Source organism: Arthrobacter sp. U41 (assembly GCF_001750145.1).
Classification (GTDB): domain Bacteria; phylum Actinomycetota; class Actinomycetes; order Actinomycetales; family Micrococcaceae; genus Arthrobacter.
Genome location: NZ_CP015732.1, coordinates 3,074,913 through 3,097,168, shown reverse-complemented (window position 1 = coordinate 3,097,168; position 22,256 = coordinate 3,074,913). Strand labels below are relative to the sequence as shown.

Genomic DNA, 22,256 nt, shown 5'->3' with positions numbered 1-22,256 from the left:
CCATCTTCCCGCACCGGGAAAATCGTGGAGACAGACATTGGTGATGTTCCTGATTCTCGCCTACGAATCAGACGAAGTTGCTACGAGCTGCTGGGCTCACCAATGCTGACGCGTAGGGAGAAGATACAACCAGCACGTCGAAGACAGCAGAATCGGCGGCCACGACAGTGACAAAACGCTATTGGCCTGGTGCGGAATCTTTTCGGCCCGTAGCTAGCACGATCCTGCCAAGAATCGGCCCAGAGTCGGTCACCTGTGTTTTAGAAGGTCGAAATGTGGCCGGTACTGACCAGTAACAGCCCACTTGTGGGCGCTACGTGGTCCGTGTCTGTGGGGGCGGCCAGATCGTGGCCACCTATTTTCTGGCACAATCCGGCCCAATGCCGCCCAGGTTTCAGTCCGTAATATTTGCGTGGACTGTAGTGCCAACGGCGTTGTTCGCCTACCTTGAGAGTCCGGCTTAAGCAGATGGTCGGGCTGGGGTTATCGAATGGTCTCCTGTTGAAAGGCACCAAAATGAAAACCAGAAACGCCATCGCCGCTTGTGCTGAGCTGCTGCGGTGATTTCGGACAGCGGAATTAGTGGATTCTTCTACGCTGCCAAGGCTGGCTGTTGATAACCATAGTGGACTTCGTTGGGCCGCCGGTAACCCAGCGCGGAGTGACGGCGCCGGCTGTTGTAAAACCCCTCGATGTAGCGAATGACATCTCTCCGGGCTTGTGATTTAGTCGCGTAAACGGTCCGATAGACGCGCTCGTTTTTCAGGGCTGAGAAAAATGATTCGGCCATGCTGTTGTCCCAGCACACGCCGGTGCGTCCCATCGAGGAGCGCATGCCCAGGCTGGCCACCAGGGCCCTGAAATCAGTCGAGGTGTAGACGCTGCCCCGATCGGAGTGCCAGATCGCGGACGGCTCGATCCGGGTTGTCTCGGCGGCGTTCCTGAGTGCGTCGGCGACGAGCTCGGTGCGCATGTGATCGGCGATGGACCAGCCGACGACTTTCTTCGAGTAGCAGTCGATGACGGTGGCGAGGTAGACGAACCCTTGCCAGGTGTGGATGTACGTGATGTCTCCGACGAACTTCACCCCGGGGCGGTCGGCGGTGAAGTCCCGGTTGACGAGATCGGGCATGCCCTCGGCTGCCTCAGCGTCAGCCTCGGTGGTGATGCGGAACGGCCGTGGTTGACAGGCCACCAGGCCCTGGTGGCGCATGATCTGCCGCACCAGCTCTGGCGAGCACTCGGTCTGTTCCGCGGCGAGATCGGCGTGGATGCGCCGGTAGCCGTAGGTGCCCTCGGACTCCTCGAAGAAGTGCTGGATCCGCGCTGTCAGGGCCTGGCGGCGCCCCGAGGTGGCCGATTGCGGACGGGTGGCCCAGTGATAGAAACCGGACGTCGAGACGGCCAGCCAGCGGCACATTCTCACCACCGAATTCCGATTGGCGGGCTCAGCTTTTTGGGAATCGATGAATTCATACTTGCTCACTACCGCTGCTCCCGCGCGAAGTAAGCGCTGGCTTTTTTCAAGAAGGCAGTCTCCGCCCGCAGCTCTTGAACTTCACGCTCGAGCTCCTTCAGCCGGGCCCGTTCCGAGACCGTCAGATCCACCTCTGTCCCGCCGTTGGCCTCGCGGTACTTGACCAGCCAGTTGCGGAGCGTCTCGGGGCCGACACCGTACGCCGTGGCCACGTCCTTGATCGGCTTGGACGTGGTGATCACCTCGCGGCACAGCTCGTCCTTGAACTCCTGGGTAAATCGCTTACGTGATGCGGTCATGCTGATCTCTACTTTCGGTAGACCCCCATTTTAAGAGGGCCCACTGTCCGAGATCTCCGCGGCAGCCCATGCTGTAGTAGCCGCCTGCTCCATCAGTCTCGCGGCACCGGCGAGTGCAGCCCCCAAGGGAGCAGGCTGTCCTAAGGGCTTCCAAACGCTATCTGTGGAAGAAGTTCTTACGTATGCAACGCCAGGTTTCGAAGCGGCAATCGAGGCTGAGGACCGGAACAACGACGATCTCCTCTGTTTCAAGCTCCTGCCGCCTGCCGTTCCGCTCTTTGACCCCACCTTCTTCTACCAGGACAACGAGTTCCCGGTCCGGTAATACGAGGGCTAGTACGAAAATTGATCCCTATGCTCGGCTGAGTGTTTCAGCCCCTTCAGTTGGAGGGCATCGCCGAGACAGCGCACCTTAGAGAGGAAGCCGGCGGAACATTGCTCCGCCGGCTTCCTCATGTTGCCGAACCCCGATGCCGATACCGGCTACTCCGCAGCCGAGCCGGAATTTCCCGGCTGGGTCGTCGCCGCGCCGCTCGCCCATCATGCGTTGACGCCGGGGAGGCAGAGATCGTCGGAATCTGATTGAGGGCAACGTGGCCAGCTCCCACCGCCAAAACAGCGAGGACAGCGACGCCGGATACCCAAAAGCCAGATGCGGCGATGACGGGAAAAATGATGGCTGCGGCGGCGGGTTAACGGGTGGGAACGCCATGGCAGCAAAGCCCACCCATTCCTGCAACTCGCCCTCGAGGCCGGCCTGCCTACCACCTGGCCAGGCTCAGCGTCCTCATGGTCTGTTCCGGATCAGTTGCCATGTCATGCCGTTCCCCCCGCATTCCTGCATAAACAGGTGTCAGAGCGGAAATTCCGGACCGGCCGCAACCCTGGGTCGATCTAAAAATAATCAGCAAGTCATGTTGTAAGCGGCCCTAGCCACCATGAAGTAGTGAACGCGAAAACCCAAAGAAAGGACGAACGAGGATGAACACCCATAAGGGACCCCGCGGGGCGGTACCCGGACGGCAGTAGAGAGCCGATCCCCCACACAACCGAATAGGCCGTTCCGGGACCCCACCCACCCGGAACATCAGATCAGAGGCGAGAGTGTGCACAATGTGCACACGAAAAAACACCAAAAAGCCCCTGACCTGCGGAAACACTGTGCCCGAGGTGGGACTCGAACCGGGTTCCAGCCCTTGCAAACACTGGACTCCCGCCGAAACATACGGAATCCGGGCCAGTCCGGCACCGGTACGGCCCGATCCGAAGCCCAGGGTGTGCACATTGTGCACACCCTCTTTCTTGCCCGTTTCGGCGCCCCCAACCAGGCTGCTTAACCGGCTGTCCGGGCGGGTCGGTTGTGCCTTGCGCTCGATTTCGCTCCGATAGGAAGAGTAGGCCTCCGGAACCGGGCCGGCCGCGTACAAGCACCGCACCAGGCGGCCCTCCTGCTGAAAATCGCTGACCATCATGGCTGCGGGTGCCTCCTCTCCGAACGTCTCATGGAGAAGAAAACAGCAACCTGCATGACCGACCGGCTGCCCGGCCGGCCTCCAGGTGGTGAGCACGGACCAGCAGCGGAGCCCCCGCCTCCAGGACCACAAGTCAGCGCCCTCGGAGGAGGACCACCCATCAGCAGATGTAACCAACCTGCTGGCTGGGTACAGCCAGCGCGCCTGTTGTACTAGGACTCCTTGCGGCGCCCGCCAAAGATCATCGAGGCCAGCGCCATGACCCCGGTGACGGTGAATACTGCCGGCCACGCGCCGATCTTCTTCGCCAGGGGGTGGGACGCGCCAAAGGCCGTAATATACGTGCCCGTGAGGGCGGCAGCCCGGGCCGCGCCGGCGTCGTTTTTCCAAACCGTGAAGGCGGCCAAGCCGCAGGCTGCCAAAATGGCGCCGCCTGCCTGCCTGTTGCCTGTATCGCGGGCGACCTTGTAGCCGAGCAGGAGACCGGTCTTGGCCAAGCCGGTCGAAATGATGCGAGACATTCGATTTCTCCTTCGGCGGAACGGATAGGCGTTAACCAAAGCATAGGTCCGGCGCTGGGAAAGGGAGTCGAGCCGACCGCTGCTGCCAGCCGACGGCAGTCGGCTCGATGTGGGTCGCCGGGTGCGCGCTGGGACCCATGATCAGGCGGCCTGTAAACGCCGCCCCGCCGCGGGACTCGCGGCACATAGGAAGGCCCCTCAGCGGAGGGGCTTTCGCGGATGAAACAGTGGGTTGGTGGTGTTGGTCAGCGGTGATGTGCGCCCCCTTCCCGGACGTCGTTTCTGTCTGCCTGCATTCGATACCGCGAGTCTGTAATAGCTGGTCCGCGGATCGTCCAACCGCAGTGCAGCTGCTCGTAGCGTGGCCGAAGGAGGCTTCGCGTTGGACCCGGGGTGGTGCTTGTCGCCGGTTGGCTGACTCCATAGGAGTTTGTTGTTCCCCTGGGCCTCCGTCAAGAGGCCCTAGTTAGAACGCGCGGAGGATGTCCTCGACGCGTTGTTTGGCGTCGCCGAAGAGCATCTGAGAGTTATCCCGGAAGAACAGGGGATTCTGGACGCCGGCGTAGCCTGCGGCCATGGACCGTTTGAACACGACGACGTTGTCTGCTTCCCAGACGCGGAGCACGGGCATGCCTGCGATGGGGCTGCTGGGGTCCTCGGCGGCGGCGGGGTTCACGGTGTCGTTGGCACCGATGACGAGGACCACTGAGGTTCCGTCGAGGTCCTCGTTGATCTCGTCCATTTCGAGGACGATGTCGTAGGGGACTTTGGCTTCGGCGAGGAGCACGTTCATATGGCCCGGCAACCGTCCGGCGACGGGGTGAACGCCGAACCGCACATTCACTCCCCGTTCCCGCAGCTGGTGGGCGAGTTTGGCGACTGGGTGCTGGGCCTGGGCGACTGCCATGCCGTAGCCGGGGGTGATGACGACGCTGGAGGCGTTGGTCAGCATGTCGGCGGTTGCCTGGGCCGTGATTTCGCGGTGCTCACCGTAGTCGGCGTCCGCCGCGGCGGGGGCGGCGATCCCGAAGCCGCCGGCGATCACGGAGATGAAGGACCGGTTCATGGCCTTGCACATGATGTAGGACAGGTAGGCACCCGAGGATCCGACCAGGGCGCCGGTGATGATGAGCAGGTCGTTGTTCAGCAGGAAACCCGCCGAGGCCGCGGCCCAGCCGGAGTAGCTGTTGAGCATGGAAACGACCACGGGCATGTCACCGCCGCCGATCGAGGCCACCAGATGCCAACCCAGGCCCAGCGCCAGGACCGTGACAACAATCAGCAGCCACAGCTGGGAATCGTTGACGTACCAGACGGTCAGAGCGATGAACGCGGCGAGGGCGCCGAGGTTGATGGCGTTCTTTCCGGGCAGCATGAGCGGCGTGGACTTCATCCGCGCCGAGAGTTTCAGGAACGCCACGATCGAGCCTGTGAACGTCACCGCGCCGATGAACACGCCGATGAACACCTCCGCGTGATGGACAGCCATCAGGTCCGCGGACAGGGCCGGGGCTTCGAGGTGCCCGTTCCAGCCCACAAGGACCGCGGCGAGGCCAACGAAGCTGTGCAGCAAAGCGATCAGCTCGGGCATGCCTGTCATTCCCACGACGCGGGCGCGCCAGAGCCCGATGGTGCCGCCGACCAGCACCGCGGCCAGCAGGAGGATCAGGCCGGTAATGCCGTGGTCGGTCCCCCAGGCGTCCTGGATGGTCAGCCAGACGGTCGCGGCGAGGGCGATGACCATGCCAGCGATGCCGTAGATGACCCCTGCCCGGGCCTTCTCATGCTTGCTCAAACCCGCGAGGCTGAGGATAAACAGCAGGGCCGCGACGATGTAGGCCGCCCCCGCGATGGATTCCGCGGTCAAGGGACCGGAGATGGTTTCAGACACGGCAAAGCTCCTCGATAGAATTCCTGCTGCTTCGTGTGCGGCGTTCATCCGTTGGCCCTCTTTCCTGCGGAGAACATTGCGAGCATGCGACGGGTGACGGCGAAGCCGCCGAAGATGTTGATGCTGGCCAGCAGGACCGCGACGGCGGCGAGGACCTGCATGACGAGGTTTTCGGAGGTGACCTGCAGCAGCGCGCCGACGACGATGATCCCCGAGATGGCGTTGGTGACGGACATCAGGGGGGTGTGCAGGGCGTGGTGGACTTTGCCGATGACGTAGAACCCGACCACGATGGAGAGCATCAGCACCGTGAAGTGCTGCGGCAGCGGCGCCGGGGCCACAGCGTTGATCCCAAACAGCACCGCGATGCCCGCGGCAAACAGCCCGGCCTTACCGGCCGGGCTGAGCCCCGTCTTCTTCGCCGCGGTACCGGCAGGGGAGTCCCCCACGCTGGCGGTCTGGGCCTGGGCCGGTGGTGCGGCCGAGACCTGGACAGGGGGCGGGGGCCAGGTCTTCTCACCGTTGCGCACCACTGTCACTGAGCGCTGCACCACGTCATCGAAGTCGATCCTGAGCTGGCCGTCCTTGTCCTTTGTGAGGAGCTTGAGCAGGTTCAGCATGTTGGTCCCGTACAGCTGAGAGGCCTGGGCCGGCAGCCGGGCCGGAAGATCCGTGTAACCCAGGATCACCACGCCGTTGTCGGTGACCACGCGTTCCCCCGCGACAGAGCCTTCCACATTGCCGCCCTGACCGGCAGCCATGTCCACGATCACGCTGCCCGGCTTCATGCCGGCCACATCCTCCGCGGTGAGTAACTTCGGCGCGGGACGGCCCGGGATGAGGGCCGTGGTGATGATGATGTCGACATCCCGGGCCTGTTCGGAGTAAATCTCCGCCGCCCGCCGGTTATACGCCTCAGAGGTGGCCTTGGCGTATCCGTCGGAGGACTTCATCTCCTCCTCCACCTCCACCTTGAGGTAGGTCCCGCCGATGGACTTCACTTGGTCGGCCACCTCGGGCCGAGGGTCCGTCGCCCTTACGATCGCGCCGAGACTGCTCGCCGCGCCGATCGCCGCCAGGCCGGCGACGCCGGCGCCCGCGACCAGGACCTTCGCCGGCGGGACCTTGCCGGCCGCGGTCACCTGACCGGTGAAAAACCGCCCGAATTCGTGGGCTGCCTCGATCACCGCCCGGTATCCGGCAATGTTCGCCATCGAACTGAGCACATCCATCGACTGCGCCCGCGATATCCGCGGCACCGCATCCAGCGCCAACGCGGTGATCCGACGCGCCGCCAGGGCCTCCACCAACTCCGGCCGTAGGGCTGGAGCCAGCGTCCCGATCAGGGTTGCCCCGTCGGCCAGCCGTCCGATCTCCTCCCCGGTGGGCGGGTTGATCCTCAGCACGACCTCGCTGCCCCATGCCTCGTCCGCGCCTACGATCAGTGCGCCAGCTGCGGTATACGCCTCATCACGGAAGGACGATGATTCCCCTGCCCCCTTTTCGACCACGACGTCGTAGCCCAACTCCGCCAACTGCCTGACGGTGACAGGCGTCGCCGCCACTCTCGTCTCGCGACCCAACTCGGCCACGATGCCAATACGTGTCACTTTTGCTCTCTACTCTCTTAGATGGATAACGTGTCCAGGCGGGAATCCGCGTGAGACCGCTGTAGGCGATGGTCCCCCGGAGACCAACGACGGTGTACTTCCCCCTGTCCTTGATCCACCGATTGCGTCCGCACCTGTCATTTTCGAGTCTGGCGCTACAAGCGGTTGGACCTCATCCGCGAGAAGGCTCAAGGGAGCGAAGGGCGCCGAGTCCGAATGACTGAAAACCCACGACGTAAAACAGGGTCCAGAGCACCAACCAGTCGATAAACCCCAGGGCGTTGCCGTACAGCGCGCCTGCGACCATCGGCTCGTGCAGGATGTGTTCTGCAGCGAAGTAGTAGTACCCCAGAAAAGTCGCGATGCCGAGCGTGAAGGTGACCAGTGTACGGACCGTGAGGTTCGCCGCAACCCCGAACCCTGTGGGCTTGTTTCCGAAAGCATTCGCCCAGAAGATCATCCAGAACGCCCAGCACACACCGATCTGGGCCGGGAACTGATTGATTGCACCGCCCAACTCATGTACCGCAGCACTCCCGACAAGCACTTTGGAGAGGGGCACCATGAGGAAGTAGATTACGGTTCCGAAGAGCACGTTTCCGATCAGCGACGCGAGAGCCGTGCGTCCCCCGCCACCGAACAGCCGCCACGGCCAGTTGTCGAGTGTTTGACCCGTGAGGATCACGGCGACGACGATCGAGTAGAACCATCCCAGCACGGTGTCGACGGACATCAGCGAAGTGGCCGCGCTTTCGGATACCGAGGGCAGCCCGAAAACAAGGTATAGCGCCAGTGTGGGCACCATCATGGACCCGATTTCGCACAGTCCGATCAACGGCTGCTTCATGCCGAGCTTGGTCCAGGGCCAGTGCAGCCAGTTGAGCACGACCATCACCCAAGTCGCGAAGCCGAACAGGACGAACAGTGCGCCGGCAAAGTACCCCAGCCCACCGTCGCGAGACGCAGCGAAACTTGGAGAAAAGTGGCCGAGCACGTTGGCGAGCACCCAGGTCACAACCACTGCGAACACCGTAGCCGCGCAGATGATGACAAACCCGCGCAGCGGCTGAGGGATACGGTCGAATCCCCAGAACTCGGTGTTGAAGCCGATAAAGACGATGAACAGAATCGCCCAGAACAATGCCGCATTGAACGGCAGCGGATAAAACGCCCAGGGACTCGTAGTCGGGTCCGCAAGCAGATACCACGACGCGAGCGCCAACACCACCACAACACCCAGGTTCGAGATACCGAACAGGAACCACCGTGTTCGCGTCGTGTCTGGAACTCTGTCAATTGGAACCTCAGCGTCGGCATCCCTGCCGACCGTTGTCGAAAAATCCATCTTCACGCCTCATCTCACGTTGCTTTCGTCTTTGAACGCAGCCGGAGGCTACGGGTGGACCAGAATCTTCACCGCGGTGTCATTGTGGTTGATCAAGGTATCGAACCCCTTGTCGACCAGGTCTTCCAGCGCGATCCTGCCGGTGATGAATGGCTTGAGGTCCACCTTGCCGTCCTGGACCAGCCTGATCGCCTCGGCGTGGTCGCGCACGTAGGCGATTGTGCCCCGCAAATCGATCTCCTTCAGCACGATTTTCTGCATATCCACCGTCGCCGGATGGCCCCAGATGGACACGTTCACTACCACGCCGGCGGGCTTTACGGCACTGAGTAAGGTATCCAGCACGGCATTGACGCCGGCACATTCGAAGGCCACGTCCGCGCCGACGCTATCCGTGATTTCCTGTACCCGTGTCTGGACGTCTTCCTGACTCGGATCGATCACGTAATCCGCGACCCCGCTGGAGCGTGCCTTTTCCTTGCGGGCCGCGCTGAGCTCGCTGATGATTGTAGTGACGCCCCTACTTTTCAAAACGGCCGCCGTCAGCAGCCCGATGGGTCCGGAACCGCCGATCAGTGCGACGTCGCCTGTCTTGGCACCGCTGCGGGTCACCGCGTGGTGGGCAACCGACAGCGGCTCGATCAACGCGGCCTCATCCAACGGAATGTCACCGATTTTATGGACCCACCTCGTGTCCACAACAATTCTCTCGCCGAGACCGCCGCCCCCGCCGGACAAGCCGATGAAGCCCATCTTCGTGCACAGATGATAGTTGCCTGCCTTGCAGGGTGCGCACTCGTCGCACACGAAATAGGGTTCGACGACGACATTGTCGCCGACTGCTAGTTCGTCAACACCTTCCCCGACCTCCACAATCGTCCCGGAGAATTCGTGTCCCAGGGTGACTGGGGCTTCTTCTCCGGAGAGAGGATGGGGGTGTCCGGGCGATGGGACAAAGATGGGGCCTTCCAGGAACTCGTGGAGATCGGTTCCGCAGATGCCGCACCACGCAACCTGGATTTTTACTGTCCGGGCCCGCACCTCCGGCTCCGGAACATCGTCGATCCGAAGGTCATTGCGGGCGTAAAATCGTGCTGCTTTCATGTTTTCTTCTTCCTTTGTATTGATGTCTGATTCGTCGGGCTCAGCTATACAGGATGCCGCCGTCTACGATCAGCGTTTGCCCGGTGACATAGTCCGAATCCGGGCTGGCGAAGAAGGAGACTACCTTCGCGACGTCGTCGGGCGTCTCGATGCGGCCCAGGGCGATGGCTTTGACGTTCTCACTCAGGTTCTGGCCGGCCGGCTTACCGTTGATCTTGCTCAGTTCCCGGTCGATCAACTCCCACATTCCCGTGCCCACAATGCCCGGCGCATAGGCATTTACGGTGATGCCTTTCGGCGCCAGCTCCTGCGCCGCGGCCTGGGTGATGCCCCGGACCGCGAACTTGGATGCCGAGTACGCCCCGAGAATCGGAAAGCCCTTCACGGCCGCAATCGAAGCGGCTGAGATGATCCTGCCACCGTGTTGAAGTTCATCGAACTTTGCAGCGGCCGCCTGGATGCCCCAGATCACGGAGTTCAGGTTAATCCGGAAGACCTGCTCCAGATCCTCCTCCGTGATCTCCAGCACCGGCCGAACCTGGGCGATGCCCGCGTTGTTGACGATTACGTCAAAGCCGCCGAGCTGCTGGGTGGCCGTCTCGACTGCGCCCACAACATCGGCCCGCCGCCCGACGTCGGCGGCGATGAAGACCGCCCGCCCCCCGCCGGCCTCAATTTCGGCAACTACGGCCTCGCCCTTCTCCTGCTGGGAATCAAGATCCGCCACGGCAACGTTGAATCCGTCCCGGGCCAATCTCAGCGCTATACCCCGGCCGATCCCTTGGCCGGCGCCGGTGACGAGGGCTACTTTGTTTTGAACAGTCATGTTGTTAGCATCCTTTTAGGCATGGCGACGGCTGCGCCATGTTGGCGCAGCCGTCGCCTGAGTGGGTGGTTATCAGCGGGTGTGGTGCGAAGCCTGAAGCTCAAACACCGGTGTGGGCAGCCCCTCCAGCCGGGCCTTGATCTGCAGTGCCAGGTAGTTGGAATAGTGCCGGCTCTGGTGCAGGTTGCCGCCATGGATCCAGAGGTTCTCCACGTTGGTGGGCTTCCACATATTCCGCAGCTCGCCCTCCCAGGGGCCGGGGTCCTTGGGGGTTTCGGAGCCGAAGCCCCAGCACTTGCCCACCGTGTCCGCCACCTCGGGTGAGACGAGGTCGGCGAGCCAGCCGTTCATGGAGCCGTAGCCGGTGGCGTAGATGATCACGTCGGCTTCCAGCTCGGCACCGTTGTCCATGACCACGGCGTTGCCGGTGATCTTACTGACCTGGCCGTTGGCGAGTTTCACCCGGCCGTCGATAATGAGCTGGGAGGCGCCGACATCGATGTAGTAGCCGGAGCCACGCCGCAAGTACTTCAGGAACAACCCCGAGCCGTCCACACCGAAGTCCAGCTCGAACCCCGCGGCCTCAAGCTGTGAGTAAAAGCCGGCGTCGCGCTTTGCCATCTCCTGGTAGACCGGGATCTGGGCTTCCGGGAGGATCCGGTACGGCAGCGAGGCGAACAGGAGGTCGGCCTTCTCCGTGGTGACGCCGTTGGCCAGCGCCTTCTCCGAATAGAGATCGCCAAGGGCCAGGTCCATGAGGGACTCGCTGCGGGCGATGTGGGTGGACGAGCGCTGGATCATGGTGACGTCGGCGCCGTGTTCCCAGAGGTCGGCGCAGATGTCGTGGGCCGAGTTGTTTGACCCGATCACCACGGCCTTCTTGCCCGTCCAGTCGCCGCCACCCGGGTGTTTGGAGGAGTGGTACTGCTCCCCCAGGAAGCTCTCGGCGCCGTCGAACGTGGGCACATTGGGGTAACCCGAGACGCCCAGGGCGAAGACGAGCTGCTTGGGACGCAAGGTGACCGGCTCGCCGTCGCGGATGACCTGGACGATCCATTCCTGGGCGTCCTCGTCGTAGCGGGCGTTGGTGCATTCGGTGCTGGACCAGTAGTTCAGTTCCATGATGCGGGTGTAATGCTCCAGCCAGTCGCCGATCTTGTCCTTGGCCGCGAACACAGGCCAGTCTTCCGGGAACTTCAAGTACGGCAGGTGGTCGTACCAGACCGGGTCGTGGAGGTGCAGGGACTTGTAGCGGTTCCGCCAGGAGTCGCCGGGCTTCTCATTCTTCTCGATGATGATGGTGGGCACGCCGAGCCGGCGCAGCCGGGCGCCGAGGCCGATGCCGCCCTGCCCGCCGCCGATGATCACCGTGTATGGCTGGTCCTGGTAGCCGAGCCTGGCTTCCTGCTCTTCCTTCAGTTCCAGCCAGGACTTGCGGCCCTTGCTGATGTGGTGGGCCACGCCCTTCTCACGGTTGGCACCCTTCTTCTCCTCGAAACCCTTCAGCTCCTGCATGGTGGTGAGCAGGGTCCAGCATTTGCCGTTGCGCAGGCGCAGATGTGCGTAACCTCGGGCTTGTGAGGTCTCGAAGTTGACCCATGCTTCGGTGTTCGCGGCGTCCCCGGTGGCATCTTCGGCGAGGGTCCAGTTGGCCGGCTGGATATTCTCGAGCGTGGCGTCCAGCATGCTCCTGATCTGGTCCTTGCCCTCGAGGGTCTTGAGGTTCCAGGTGAAGGATACGAAGTCGCGCCAATACGATTCGTCCTCGAACAATTCCAGTGCGGCCCCGGTGTTGCGGCTGCGCAGCGCCTCGTCAAACTGCGCCAGCCAAGCCTCGGCTATGCCGTTTGCGGTCTCAGGCATGTTTCCTCTTTCCCTTGCTGACGATGAGTCATTTCCCGGTTCCGTAACAGCCGGCCAGATGGTGACTTCCATCACAAGTAAATGTCGCGGGGGGTTACAATCGGGTTACACGGGCCTCTCCCCTTTTTGCTGTGGGGTTTTCGGGCGGATCGATTCGACGGCGAGTTGGGAGTAGACACATGCGGCACGCGTTGGCGCCCGATCCTGGGCTCCGCTTCTCCTCTCCACTGGAATACGCCATGACGCTCCGCAGTGCCCGGGAGGCTACGCTGGCCGGCGCGCCGGATCCGGCATTCTCGCCGTCGTTGCTTGAGTCATGGCGCCGCTCCCTGGCTCTGGGAATCAATCCCGAGCAGCACAGTCCGCTGCATCTGCATGACGTGTCTGAAGCCCGGACGCTGGGAGCGGAGCATCGTCTGGCATCCGTGGTTCCGGCTTTGTCCCAGCTGCTCGCCGATGAGTCGGCCGCCGGCCGTCACCTGCTGATCGTCACTGACCATCAGGGCGAGGTGCTGTGGCGGGTCGGCAGCGGGTCAGCGTTGAGGCAGGCCGACTCGCTGGAGTTCGTTGAAGGTGCCGACTGGTCCGAGTCCGGTATCGGCACCAATGCCATCAGCGAAGCGCTTATTTCCGGGGGCCCGGCCCAGTTGTTTTCGTCCGAGCACCTGGTCCGGACACACCACGACTGGGCATGCACTGCCGGCCCTATCCGTGACCCTTTCAGCGGGGAAATCGTCGGCGTGCTGGATGTTTCCGGGCCGATCGATTCCATGACGCGGGACAGCCTGCGCATGGTGCGTTGCGGCGTGCGGCTGGCCGAGGAACTGCTGCGGTCCGCGGGCCCGACGGCGGACGCGGGTCCGCGTGCCGCCGTCGGGCTGTCCAGCCCCTACACCGCCTCCACGCTCTTCCTGCGGCTGCTCGGCGACAAACCGACAGCAGAGCTCGACGGCGGCCGCGGCGTTCCGATCACGCTGCGCCGAGCCGAAATACTGGCCTTGCTGGCCTCCCGGACGCAAGGCTGGAGCGCAGAAGAGCTGGCCTACCAGCTGCACGGCGAGGACGGAGCGGCCGCGACAATCCGGACGGAAATGCACCGGATCCGTTCGGTGCTGGGTGCCGTGGTGGAGCCCAATCCATACCGTTTTACCGCCGGCGTGCGTGTGGTGTCCGACGCCGACGAAGTGGCCGCGTATCTGCGGGCCGGCCGCCTCGGAGAAGCGTTGGCCGCGTACCCGGCCCGCTTGCTCAACCGCTCGACGAATCTGACCGTGGAGCTCATGCGTGACGAATTGAATGAGGCGGTTGCGGCCTCGGTCCGTTCCAGCGGAGACGCCGAGATGATGTCACGTTGGTGCGCCAGCGACATGGGCTCGGGCGACATCGCCGCCGCTGCCGCGCTGGCAAGATTGACCGGTCCTGGGGACGCGCGTTTCCAGTTGGTGCGTTCTCGAATGGAACGGATTGATCGGGAGCTGCGGGCGTAAGCTCGGCAGCCCCGATCACGAGCCTATCCTGATGAACGCCCCGGGCAGCCCTCGCCTTGGGTGATCACCATGCAATTGTCTGCGTAGTTTCTGGTCACGGAGGGCCCTCTGCCACTCCGTCAGGCATGACCGGTGTGCCAATCGTTGGCAGACCGTTCCCCGTGCGGGTGCCACTGGTGGACGACGACATGTCAAGCCCCGGGTTTTGTGGAGGCGTTTTTAGTTGGAAATTGAGAGCAGTTCCGGGGCCGGGTGGACTGCGTGGAGCTGCTCGTATTCGACTGGAGGGACGTGGCCGATCTCGCCGTGGAGACGCCGGTGGTTGAACCAATCTACGTACTCAGCCACGGCGACCTCGAGGTGGTTGATGTCCCGCCATGGGCCCTTGTTGCGGATGAGTTCGGCCTTGAATAGCGAGTTGAACGCCTCGGCGAGGGCATTGTCATAGCTATCGCCCTTGGACCCGACGGAGGCCACCGCATCTGCTTCCTCGAGGCGCTGGGTGTAGCGGATCGCACGATACTGCACGCCGCGGTCCGAATGATGCACCAGCCCGGTAAGGTCTGCGCCGTCCCGGGTCCGGGCCCAGATGCCCATCTCCAAAGCGTCCAGCGCCAGGTCGGTGTAAAGGCTCGTGGCCACCTGCCAGCCGACGACTCTGCGGGAGAAGACGTCGATGACGAACGCCGCGTAGACCCAGCCGGCGAACGTGCGGACATACGTGATGTCTGCGACCCACAGCCGGTTTGGCGCCGTGGCCTGGAACCGGCGTTCGACCAGGTCCGCGGGCCTGCCGGTCTCCGGTGCCGGCTTCGTGGTGCGCGGCCCTTTGGACCGCGAGATCCCGCGCAGGCCCTTCTGGCGCATCAGCCGCTCGACGGTGCAGCGCGCCGCTGGGATGTCCTGCCGGTGCAGCTCCTTGTGGATCTTCCGGACTCCGTAGACGCCGTAGTTCTGAGCGTGGACGCTCTCGATCTTTTCCCCCAGCTCGCGGTCGCTGACTGCTCTGGCGGACTCCGGCCGGGAACGGCGGGCGTAGTACGTGCTAGGGGCGATCTGCAGCGCCTTGCAGATCGGCTCGACCCCGTGTTCATCGCGGTGCTTGTCCACGAAGGCGCACATCACCTCGACGGGCGGTCGAGCTCCGCCGCGATAGACAAGCCGAGGCCTGCTTCAGGATCGTGTTCGCCCGGCGCAGCTCGCGGACCTCACGCTCAAGTTCGGTGATCCGGTCCGCGTCCGCCGTTGTCGTGCCCGGCCTCAGGCCCTCGTCGGTCCCGGCCCGGCTCACCCAGGTCCGCAGCGCCTCGGGATTTACCTCGAGCTGCTCACCGATCCGGCGGAACGCGCCGGTCCTGGTCGCAGGGTCTTTCCTTGCATCAATGGCCATCCGCGTTGCGCGCTCACGCAGCTCGTTTGGGTACTTCCGTTGTGCTGGCATGGGAATCATCCTTCCGGATAATCGATGTCTCCATCAAACCCGGTGCGATTCACCTTTGAGCAGTTGCCTGAGCCTCACCCGCAACAAAAAGCATTACCGACCATAGGAGATGAAATGCCGAGTTTAGATCGCAAGAGCGTTGATTCGCCCGAGGAGACCCGCCCCTACGAAGGTGGTACGGGCCAGCTCCAACTTGTTAACCTGCAAGCGGGCGCCGTTGGCCGCGCCACATTCCTGCCTGGATGGCGCTGGTCCGAACATGTAAAACCGATCGCAAAACGGAGAGCTGCCAGGCAGCCCACATGGGCTACTTCGTTTCCGGCCGGATGAAGGTCGTTATGAACGACGGTGAAGAAATGGATTATGGGCCTGGCGACTTCGCCACCATGGCCCCTGGACATGACGCATGGGTAGTGGGAGACGAACCTTGCGTGGTGATCGACTGGCAGGGGTTCGCCGACTACGCCAAACCATAAGCTAAGGCCCAAACGTTAGTATCCAGAAGGGCGCCCCGACCGCGGCTGGGGTGCCCAAGCGCCACTGTTGGTTATTTAGTAGTAATTCTCGCAGATGCCCTTCCCCTCCCTCTCTGACGAGATGGGTTTGGTTTCTGCTGCTGGCAAGGCCGGAACGCCTCCTGGTTTCGGTCATGCCTGATGTCCCTTTTACTAGCAGAAGGAGCAGTCGATGACCAGTCCACGACGGCCCGGCGATGACCTGCCAAGGGATGCCGCCGAACCACCTCTTGAGCGGCCAGCTGTCGGCGGGGTGTTCTATACATCCGGCCGCTGGTCAGTAAGGCAAGGCCATGAGGAGGCATTCGCTCGGGCGTTCGAGGAGTCGGGCGTAAAAGATGTCGATCCTCCGATTCGCGGGCTCCTGCAGCGTCCCCGGCTACTTCGGGATCTCAGTCAGCCTCGGAACTATCTCAGTTACGCCGTGTGGGAGAGCCGGGAAGCGATCGACGAGTTCAGGGCGCGGACGGATTTCCCGGCCATGATCGCGCGGATGAAAGAACATTTGGATGACATGCAGATCTCCACACTGGAGCTCGTTCTGGGACAAGGACTGACGGAGATGGGGCTGGATTCCTAACTACTGCGGCCAGGTGTCACCCTCTCCCGGGTCAGGTGGTCGTCAGGTCACTGCGGCTCTTCCGCAGCTCAAAACGGTGATTGGCTGTCGTTTCAGATGAAGGCATGGACGGAGCGATTGGGTCCTCAGCTATTTCCCTTAGCCATACGGTTAATCTGCGCATCAATCCCACCGGCGTCGCGCACAATTTCCGTATAGATCCGACCCGAGCGGAATCTGCCGTCTTTGACCCGAAAGATGTTGACCCCCACGAACTCCAGGAGCGTGCCATCCCGGCGTGTTCCCTGCATGCTCCACTCCATCCAAACATCATCGCCGTCCGCCACAGTCCGGGATATGTTGGCAGCGAGATCAGGCAGGTCGCTAAGAAGCATGCTGAAATTTCGACGGACGGAGTCCTGCCCCCGCACGGATTCCCCGCGGCGTGCCGGCGCTTCATCAACATAGGCGGCGTCAAAGCAATCCACGGCCGCTTCCAGGTCATGCGCCGACAGGGATGTAACCCAGCGCTGCGCCACCGCCTCCGGATCGCTACTCATGCACCCAATCGTGGAGGTTCACGGACAAGTTGGCAACATAACGCGCGCCTTTTCCACAGGGCCGAGCCGCCTGAACATCGGGAACCTGGCCCAAAGGAGGCAACACCGCTCCCGCAGAGTCATAAAGGCGACGGTGCCCGCGAAGCCAGTACAGCGCGAGTGCGGTTGCATCCCGATCGGTGAACGTGGCGGAAGTCCCGGCCGACCCGGACCTCTTTGGCGAACACCCGGGCCCTGCCACCCCGCAGCTCCCCACCGTCTGCCAGCGGGGAGCAGGCGCTGACGGAAGGGTCAGGCGATCCGCGGACGCTCAGTCCTTGAGACTGCTGGTAGTGACTTCGAATTCTTCCACTTCAAGGATCTGCGTTTTTTGCGCACCGCTGGTCTCTGTCCGGATTCTGTTTGCCGCCTCTCGGCTCGCACCCAGAGCTTCCTCGGTATCCCACAGCGTAATGGAGAGGGCCTTGTCAGTTTCCTTCCCGTTCAAGTAATAGATTCCCCGGCATCCGGGGATTTCAAGCACTCTCTTGACGATGTCTTCCGAGGGCGCGTCTGCGGTGGTCTCGGGGCCGGTTTTATAGGTGCTGACTCTAGCGAACATCGATTTTCCTCCAATACTCCCTGGCTGGAACCCGCTTACCGATTCAATCTGCAACATATGGAGGGGACCTGTGTGGCCGGAACACATGCTGCCCGCGACAAGCTCTACCGGATGGTTCGGTTCCTCCCACCAGTAAGAACCCGACAGCGCATAAGCACAAGGGCAACCCGGATGAGACCCAATTGCTGTGGTCAGCTCCTCGTGACATCGCCCGGATGCACGGGCAGTAACTGTCAAATCATCCAGCCAGCACTGACCGTTGTCCGGCTCAGCCCGTAATCAGCAAGGGCCCTTGAAGCCGTATGACGCCACCCGGGGCGAGAATGCCCCTCCCAGCCTTTATCCTTGACGCGCGACATCCAATCTGACGCGACATCCCAGCGCCATTCTGAACTGCGAAATAGCCGCCAAACGGAGTTAACAGTCACACTAAGTCGCAAGTGTGCCATCGCCGGGACGCTCGACGAGGAAGAATGCTCTGCAGGCTACAACAGAGTGTTAGTTCCGGGGAACTTTGGTTACGTCCATTAGCGTGGTGTATCGGCCCACCTCGGGCGTGTTTGCCAGATGCGAAGGCGGTCACCGCGTGATCCTTGGAAATGACAGTCCAATGTCTTTCCTGAAGGAGAACTCCGCGATGACCGCACCTTATTCTATCGATCCGACCCGTTTTCTGTCGGAGCAGCTCGAGCAGGCGTCCCCTGACTTGCTGCGCCAGATGCTCCAGAGCTTCATCACCGCCCTGATGGGTGCCGAGGCCGACGCCGTCTGCGGCGCCGAATACGGCATCGCCTCCACGGAGCGGGTGAACTCCCGCAACGGGTACCGGCACCGGGACTTCGACACCCGTGCCGGGACGCTGGACGTCGCCATCCCGAAGCTGCGCCAGGGCACGTATTTCCCGGACTGGCTGCTGGAGCGCCGGCGCCGGGCCGAGGCCGCACTGACCTCGGTGGTGGCGACTTGCTACCTGCTCGGGGTCTCCACCCGTCGGATGGAGAAACTCGTCGAATCCCTGGGCATCACCCGGCTGTCCAAGTCCCAGGTCTCCAACATGGCCCGGGACCTGGACGAACAGGTCGAGGCGTTCCGGACCCGGCCCCTGGACGCGGGCCCGTATACGTTCGTCGCCGCCGATGCGCTGGTGTTGAAGGTCCGCGAGGGCGGGCGGGTCGCGAACGTCCACGCCCTGGTCGCGACCGGCGTCAACGCCGACGGGCACCGGGAAGTCCTGGGGATCCAGGCCACCTCCTCCGAGGACGGGGCCGGCTGGCTCGGCTTCTTCCGCGACCTGACCGCCCGCGGCCTGACCGGGGTGAAGCTGGTGACCTCCGATGCGCACGCCGGGCTCGTCGCGGCGATCGGGGCAACCCTGCCCGGAGCGTCCTGGCAGCGCTGCCGAACCCACTACGCGGCGAATCTGATGTCCCTCACACCCAAGACCTCCTGGCCCTGGGTGAAAACCCTGCTGCACAGTGTTTACGACCCGCCCGACGCGGACGCCGTGCACGCCCAGTTCGGCCGCGTCCTGCACGCCCTCGAAGAGAAGCTGCCCAAGGTCGCGGACCACCTCGAAACCGCCCGCGCCGACGTGCTCGCCTTCACACCGTTCCCGAGGGGGCTCTGGCGCCAGGTGTGGTCCAACAACCCGCAGGAACGCCTGAACCGGGAGATCCGCCGCCGCACCGACGTGGTCGGGATCTTCCCCGACCGGAACTCCCTCATCCGCCTCGTCGGCGCCGTCCTGGCCGAGCAACACGATGACAGGATCGAAGCCCGCCGCTACCTCAGCCTGGACCTCATCCAACAGGCCCAGACCACCGGCACCACAACCACAGAGGAGACAGCGAACACCCCAGAACTGGCGCTCAGCGCCTAAACAAACCAAAGATCACGCGGCAACCGCGTTACACCACGCATTTGGACTTGATGCGACCTACCTTCTTACGCCCCCGAACTCGGTGTAAGTTTGCCGTTCCTCCAGTGGCGGTAGCTAATGCCTGACCCGACTGCCATGCGCGCATGACGGTAGGAAGAAATCACGCCAAGGCCATTGAGTAGATGGTTGGTAAAGAAGCTTGAGCAAACAATGATGCGGCGGCGGAATGAACGGATTGGAAGGGTGCGAGATAGTCGGCACAGACATTGCTTTCGCCAAATGGTTTCGCGAACGGCTGACGACCGGTCAAGCAGCTCATCGAAACGAACATCTTAGGGAATCCGGTTGGCGATGCACCTCTAGCATCTTCGCAAAGTCGGCCCCCGTTACTGGCTGGTCGCAGTCAAGGAGGCAAATGCTGTCGGCATTTCCGTGGCCGATTAGCACCACGTGGCTCGTAGCCTGTTCAAATTTTTTCCAGATCCGTTGGAGTTCTACCGATGGCCGAACTTCAAAAAGCCGAACAGCGTCGGGCTGCAGCAGAAGTCGTAAATAGTGGAGTGTGCTCTTGGCCAAGGGATCTAGCGTGTGGTCCTCGGTCATCAGGTCGCCAAGTCTGATTGCGGTTCGCAGGAACCGCCGTCGGGTTCGCCAGGCCCTTTTTGGCTGCCCCGCCGGGCCCGGGATCGCGACCACATTCGCCGGCCGCCGGACGGAGGAGCAGCTTCCCCCGTCAACCAGACAAAAACAAATACCGCAGCGATCCCCACCGCGACTCCCATGTAAGTCAGTAGCGGGTTTTCCCCGGGGGGGAAAGCAGCGATCCAAGCATAGGCAACGGCCATGCCCGCGAATTTCAGCATATTGTGAATACCGATCCCAAACCCCGATCGCCCGGGTGGTGAGGCTGCGAGGGCCTCCGCCGACGTACTCTGAACGATTGAGATTCCAAATCCCGCAAGGGTGAGCAAGAGAGTCACTGCCACCGTGATTGCCAGTGGTGTCGGCAAGAGCAACACCAGCCCCATGCCTGCCGCCGCGACCAGGTTCACGAGCAGACCGAGCCTCATCGCCACGCTGGTCGCCCACTTTCGGCAAAGGACGCCAGTCAAGGGACCGCCCAGGCTCATGGCGATGGCCAAGCAACACAGGATGACGCCGATGACGTCCGGACGAGTGTTCAGGCGCGCTGACAGAAACAAAGGTGTGGCTACTAGGAAAGAGCCCATTGCAAACATCGCTGCCGAGGCTCCGGCTGCACTTCCGGCAAATGTACGCCCAATCAGCTGCCGAGGGTCGATAAGGTCGTCGGGTCTTTGATACGCCACCCACACGAACCCCACGAGCAGCACGCTACCGAGGAGTCCGCTAATTATCGCTGCGGATGACACCGTCCGCTGGGCAAACAGGGTGAGTCCGATTACGACTCCTCCCGTTCCAGCCATGAGCAGGAGGAGGCCGGCAACGTTCGTTCGCACCGTTCGGTCGACAACTCGCGGCAGCGTTGCTAAGAGTAGAAACAGCATGGCGGCACAAAGTACTGCATGGACGATGAACACGGCCCGCCAGCCGAGGGTCTGGCTGATGGCACCGCCTGCCAGCGGTCCAACAGCCTGCCCGATGCCCAATGCCGAGGCCCATAGAGCTAGGGAGCGCTTCCGGAAGTCGGGCCAGATGACGAAGAGCGATTTCTGCACTGTCGGGGCAATAAAGCTTGTTGCCAGCCCCTGTAGGCCCCGTACGGGAACGAGCATACCCACGGTTTCTGCCATCGACCCTGCGAGGTCCGCGGCGACCATCAGGGCAAAAGCGCTTACGAGCATACGGCGGTTGCCGAAGCGGTCGCACCACCACCCAGCCACTGGGACCGCGACGGTCAAAACGACGGTGAAAGCGCTGACCATCAGCACGATTTCAGCGACGCTGGAGCTTAGTTCGGTCCTAATAATCTCCAGAGGCGCGTTAAGAATATTGCTCGATAACGTGGCCAGCGTAGATGATCCCAGTAATCCCCAGTATGCGACCCTCGATGGTCTGCCGGGATTTGTCATCGTCGCCGGGCATTCATTTCGGGTCTTAGCCGGCAGTGATGACGAGCGGGGACAACTGCACGGATAGCCGGGCGCTAGTCCGGTCCCATATCGTTTCTGGCGTGAAGCCTCGAACCGGCGTGCGGTCGACTTCGTGGATAAAAATGCCATGACAGTTTTGGGCCACGAGGTAGGGATCCACGGTCGCAATTAGCGCCCCATGGCTTTGACCTTCCGCCAGGATAGCCCCGACCATGCGGATAGACCGGTCTCCCTGGGCAATATTGCGGGCTCCGGTCGCGCTACCGACCTGGAAGCCTTCCCGCATGTAGAGGGCGGCGTTATCCGGATTACGGCGGTAGAACTCGCACCGGGCACGGTAGACGCTATAGATGCGGTCGCAATAGGCCTGCCCGTCGTCCCGTCTCATCGATCCTGAAGACGCTAAGACGGCATCTTCCCTCTCGATGTTGGTCAGGATGTCGTCCATCTGATCTCCGTACACCATCATCAGGAGTTCGCGCTTGCTTCCGATGTAGCGAAAAAGCGTTGCCTCCCCAATGCCGGCCAGCTCTGCGACCTCCCTGGTGGTGATTTGGTCGATGCTCCGTTGGCTGAGGAGCTGTTCGGCCGCCGCCCTGATTCGCTCAGCTTTCCCTAGTTTGGACCGTTCCCGGAGGCTCAGCTGCTGCTTATTGCCATTGGCTGCCCCCAGTCGTTCTTGACTCACGAGTGCTACCCCTTTGAGAGTTTGATCCGAAATATTGACCTTAGCA

At 62.5% G+C, this 22,256-nt stretch carries 18 protein-coding genes and 1 other annotated feature; of the genes, 5 read left to right on the top strand and 13 right to left on the bottom strand.

The annotated features are described in order from the left end of the window. Nucleotides 1-592 precede the first annotated feature (592 nt). A protein-coding gene (locus ASPU41_RS14050; RefSeq protein ID WP_157356997.1) for an IS3 family transposase occupies nucleotides 593-1,776 on the bottom strand; the annotation gives its coding sequence in 2 pieces (ribosomal slippage) (nucleotides 593-1,515 and nucleotides 1,515-1,776; 1,185 coding nt in all). A 163-nt stretch (nucleotides 1,777-1,939) separates the two neighbouring features. Between ASPU41_RS14050 and ASPU41_RS22680 the strand changes: the two genes are divergently transcribed. Continuing rightward, nucleotides 1,940-2,101 carry a hypothetical protein gene (locus ASPU41_RS22680; RefSeq protein ID WP_157356996.1) on the top strand — a complete coding sequence of 54 codons (162 nt, stop codon included), beginning with the start codon at nucleotides 1,940-1,942 and terminating at the stop codon, nucleotides 2,099-2,101. Between the two features lie 1,359 nt (nucleotides 2,102-3,460). Here the strand turns inward: ASPU41_RS22680 and ASPU41_RS14040 are convergent. From ASPU41_RS14040 to ASPU41_RS14010, 7 genes are all read right to left on the bottom strand, one after another. Then, on the bottom strand, nucleotides 3,461-3,769 hold the full coding sequence (locus tag ASPU41_RS14040) for a hypothetical protein (RefSeq protein ID WP_069951437.1): 309 nt from the start codon (nucleotides 3,767-3,769) through the stop codon (nucleotides 3,461-3,463). A gap of 466 nt (nucleotides 3,770-4,235) precedes the next feature. After that, nucleotides 4,236-5,708 carry a Re/Si-specific NAD(P)(+) transhydrogenase subunit beta gene (gene pntB / locus ASPU41_RS14035; RefSeq protein WP_231941078.1) on the bottom strand — a complete coding sequence of 491 codons (1,473 nt, stop codon included), beginning with the start codon at nucleotides 5,706-5,708 and terminating at the stop codon, nucleotides 4,236-4,238. After that, complete coding sequence (locus ASPU41_RS14030) at nucleotides 5,705-7,270, bottom strand: Re/Si-specific NAD(P)(+) transhydrogenase subunit alpha (protein ID WP_069951436.1); 1,566 nt, start codon at nucleotides 7,268-7,270, stop codon at nucleotides 5,705-5,707. The genes pntB and ASPU41_RS14030 overlap by 4 nt, the downstream gene beginning before the upstream one ends. A gap of 172 nt (nucleotides 7,271-7,442) precedes the next feature. Then, on the bottom strand, nucleotides 7,443-8,621 hold the full coding sequence (locus tag ASPU41_RS14025) for a hypothetical protein (RefSeq protein WP_197515658.1): 1,179 nt from the start codon (nucleotides 8,619-8,621) through the stop codon (nucleotides 7,443-7,445). Nucleotides 8,622-8,663: 42 nt separating this feature from the next. Then, on the bottom strand, nucleotides 8,664-9,719 hold the full coding sequence (locus ASPU41_RS14020; RefSeq protein WP_069951435.1) for a 2,3-butanediol dehydrogenase: 1,056 nt from the start codon (nucleotides 9,717-9,719) through the stop codon (nucleotides 8,664-8,666). A 40-nt stretch (nucleotides 9,720-9,759) separates the two neighbouring features. Then, complete coding sequence (locus ASPU41_RS14015; protein WP_069951434.1) at nucleotides 9,760-10,545, bottom strand: acetoin reductase; 786 nt, start codon at nucleotides 10,543-10,545, stop codon at nucleotides 9,760-9,762. Between the two features lie 72 nt (nucleotides 10,546-10,617). Then, a complete protein-coding gene (locus ASPU41_RS14010) occupies nucleotides 10,618-12,408 on the bottom strand; it encodes an NAD(P)/FAD-dependent oxidoreductase (protein WP_069951433.1) in 1,791 nt (596 codons plus the stop codon). 239 nt (nucleotides 12,409-12,647) lie between these two features. Here ASPU41_RS14010 and ASPU41_RS14005 point away from each other — a divergent pair, with 239 nt between their 5' ends. Then, the gene (locus ASPU41_RS14005; protein ID WP_231941077.1) at nucleotides 12,648-13,895 is read left to right on the top strand and encodes a helix-turn-helix domain-containing protein; all 1,248 of its coding nucleotides are present in this window, start codon (nucleotides 12,648-12,650) and stop codon (nucleotides 13,893-13,895) included. 219 nt (nucleotides 13,896-14,114) lie between these two features. Here ASPU41_RS14005 and ASPU41_RS14000 read toward each other — a convergent pair. Beyond that, nucleotides 14,115-15,336 (bottom strand): IS3 family transposase gene (locus ASPU41_RS14000; RefSeq protein WP_157356995.1). Its coding sequence is split into 2 segments (ribosomal slippage): nucleotides 14,115-15,045 and nucleotides 15,044-15,336, totalling 1,224 coding nucleotides; the frame shifts between segments, so codons are not numbered across the junction. Further along, nucleotides 14,943-15,058, bottom strand: a sequence feature (AL1L pseudoknot). (Overlaps the previous gene by 116 nt.) A gap of 302 nt (nucleotides 15,337-15,638) precedes the next feature. On the opposite strand from ASPU41_RS14000, the gene ASPU41_RS23455 reads away from it, so the two are divergent. Then, complete coding sequence (locus ASPU41_RS23455) at nucleotides 15,639-15,812, top strand: cupin domain-containing protein (RefSeq protein WP_231941076.1); 174 nt, start codon at nucleotides 15,639-15,641, stop codon at nucleotides 15,810-15,812. Between the two features lie 211 nt (nucleotides 15,813-16,023). Then, nucleotides 16,024-16,431, top strand: a complete 408-nt coding sequence (locus ASPU41_RS13985; protein ID WP_083266515.1) for an antibiotic biosynthesis monooxygenase family protein — start codon at nucleotides 16,024-16,026, stop codon at nucleotides 16,429-16,431. Nucleotides 16,432-16,556: 125 nt separating this feature from the next. On the opposite strand, the gene ASPU41_RS13980 is transcribed toward ASPU41_RS13985, so the two are convergent. Both ASPU41_RS13980 and ASPU41_RS13975 read right to left on the bottom strand, forming a co-directional pair. Further along, a complete protein-coding gene (locus ASPU41_RS13980) occupies nucleotides 16,557-16,970 on the bottom strand; it encodes a nuclear transport factor 2 family protein (protein ID WP_069951428.1) in 414 nt (137 codons plus the stop codon). 310 nt (nucleotides 16,971-17,280) lie between these two features. Beyond that, nucleotides 17,281-17,628: a hypothetical protein gene (locus ASPU41_RS13975; protein WP_231941075.1), complete on the bottom strand. Its 348-nt coding sequence runs from the start codon at nucleotides 17,626-17,628 to the stop codon at nucleotides 17,281-17,283. Nucleotides 17,629-18,208: 580 nt separating this feature from the next. Between ASPU41_RS13975 and ASPU41_RS13970 the strand changes: the two genes are divergently transcribed. Beyond that, a complete protein-coding gene (locus ASPU41_RS13970) occupies nucleotides 18,209-19,450 on the top strand; it encodes an IS256 family transposase (RefSeq protein WP_069952704.1) in 1,242 nt (413 codons plus the stop codon). 602 nt (nucleotides 19,451-20,052) lie between these two features. On the opposite strand, the gene ASPU41_RS13965 is transcribed toward ASPU41_RS13970, so the two are convergent. Together ASPU41_RS13965 and ASPU41_RS13960 are read right to left on the bottom strand one after the other, a co-directional pair. Beyond that, nucleotides 20,053-21,501, bottom strand: a complete 1,449-nt coding sequence (locus ASPU41_RS13965; protein WP_197515657.1) for an MFS transporter — start codon at nucleotides 21,499-21,501, stop codon at nucleotides 20,053-20,055. 25 nt (nucleotides 21,502-21,526) lie between these two features. Beyond that, nucleotides 21,527-22,210, bottom strand: a complete 684-nt coding sequence (locus ASPU41_RS13960; RefSeq protein ID WP_069951425.1) for a TetR/AcrR family transcriptional regulator — start codon at nucleotides 22,208-22,210, stop codon at nucleotides 21,527-21,529. Nucleotides 22,211-22,256: the final 46 nt, after the last annotated feature.

Bases quoted from the DNA above. Each gene is read 5' to 3' on its own strand.
- ASPU41_RS14040 (WP_069951437.1), bottom strand. From the start codon at position 3,769: ATGTCTCGCATCATTTCGACCGGCTTGGCCAAGACCGGTCTCCTGCTC.
- pntB (WP_231941078.1), bottom strand. From the start codon at position 5,708: ATGAACGCCGCACACGAAGCAGCAGGAATTCTATCGAGGAGCTTTGCC.
- ASPU41_RS14020 (WP_069951435.1), bottom strand. From the start codon at position 9,719: ATGAAAGCAGCACGATTTTACGCCCGCAATGACCTTCGGATCGACGAT.
- ASPU41_RS14015 (WP_069951434.1), bottom strand. From the start codon at position 10,545: ATGACTGTTCAAAACAAAGTAGCCCTCGTCACCGGCGCCGGCCAAGGG.
- ASPU41_RS14010 (WP_069951433.1), bottom strand. From the start codon at position 12,408: ATGCCTGAGACCGCAAACGGCATAGCCGAGGCTTGGCTGGCGCAGTTT.
- ASPU41_RS14005 (WP_231941077.1), top strand. From the start codon at position 12,648: ATGACGCTCCGCAGTGCCCGGGAGGCTACGCTGGCCGGCGCGCCGGAT.
- ASPU41_RS23455 (WP_231941076.1), top strand. From the start codon at position 15,639: ATGGGCTACTTCGTTTCCGGCCGGATGAAGGTCGTTATGAACGACGGT.
- ASPU41_RS13985 (WP_083266515.1), top strand. From the start codon at position 16,024: ATGACCAGTCCACGACGGCCCGGCGATGACCTGCCAAGGGATGCCGCC.
- ASPU41_RS13980 (WP_069951428.1), bottom strand. From the start codon at position 16,970: ATGAGTAGCGATCCGGAGGCGGTGGCGCAGCGCTGGGTTACATCCCTG.
- ASPU41_RS13975 (WP_231941075.1), bottom strand. From the start codon at position 17,628: ATGTTGCAGATTGAATCGGTAAGCGGGTTCCAGCCAGGGAGTATTGGA.
- ASPU41_RS13970 (WP_069952704.1), top strand. From the start codon at position 18,209: ATGACCGCACCTTATTCTATCGATCCGACCCGTTTTCTGTCGGAGCAG.
- ASPU41_RS13965 (WP_197515657.1), bottom strand. From the start codon at position 21,501: ATGACAAATCCCGGCAGACCATCGAGGGTCGCATACTGGGGATTACTG.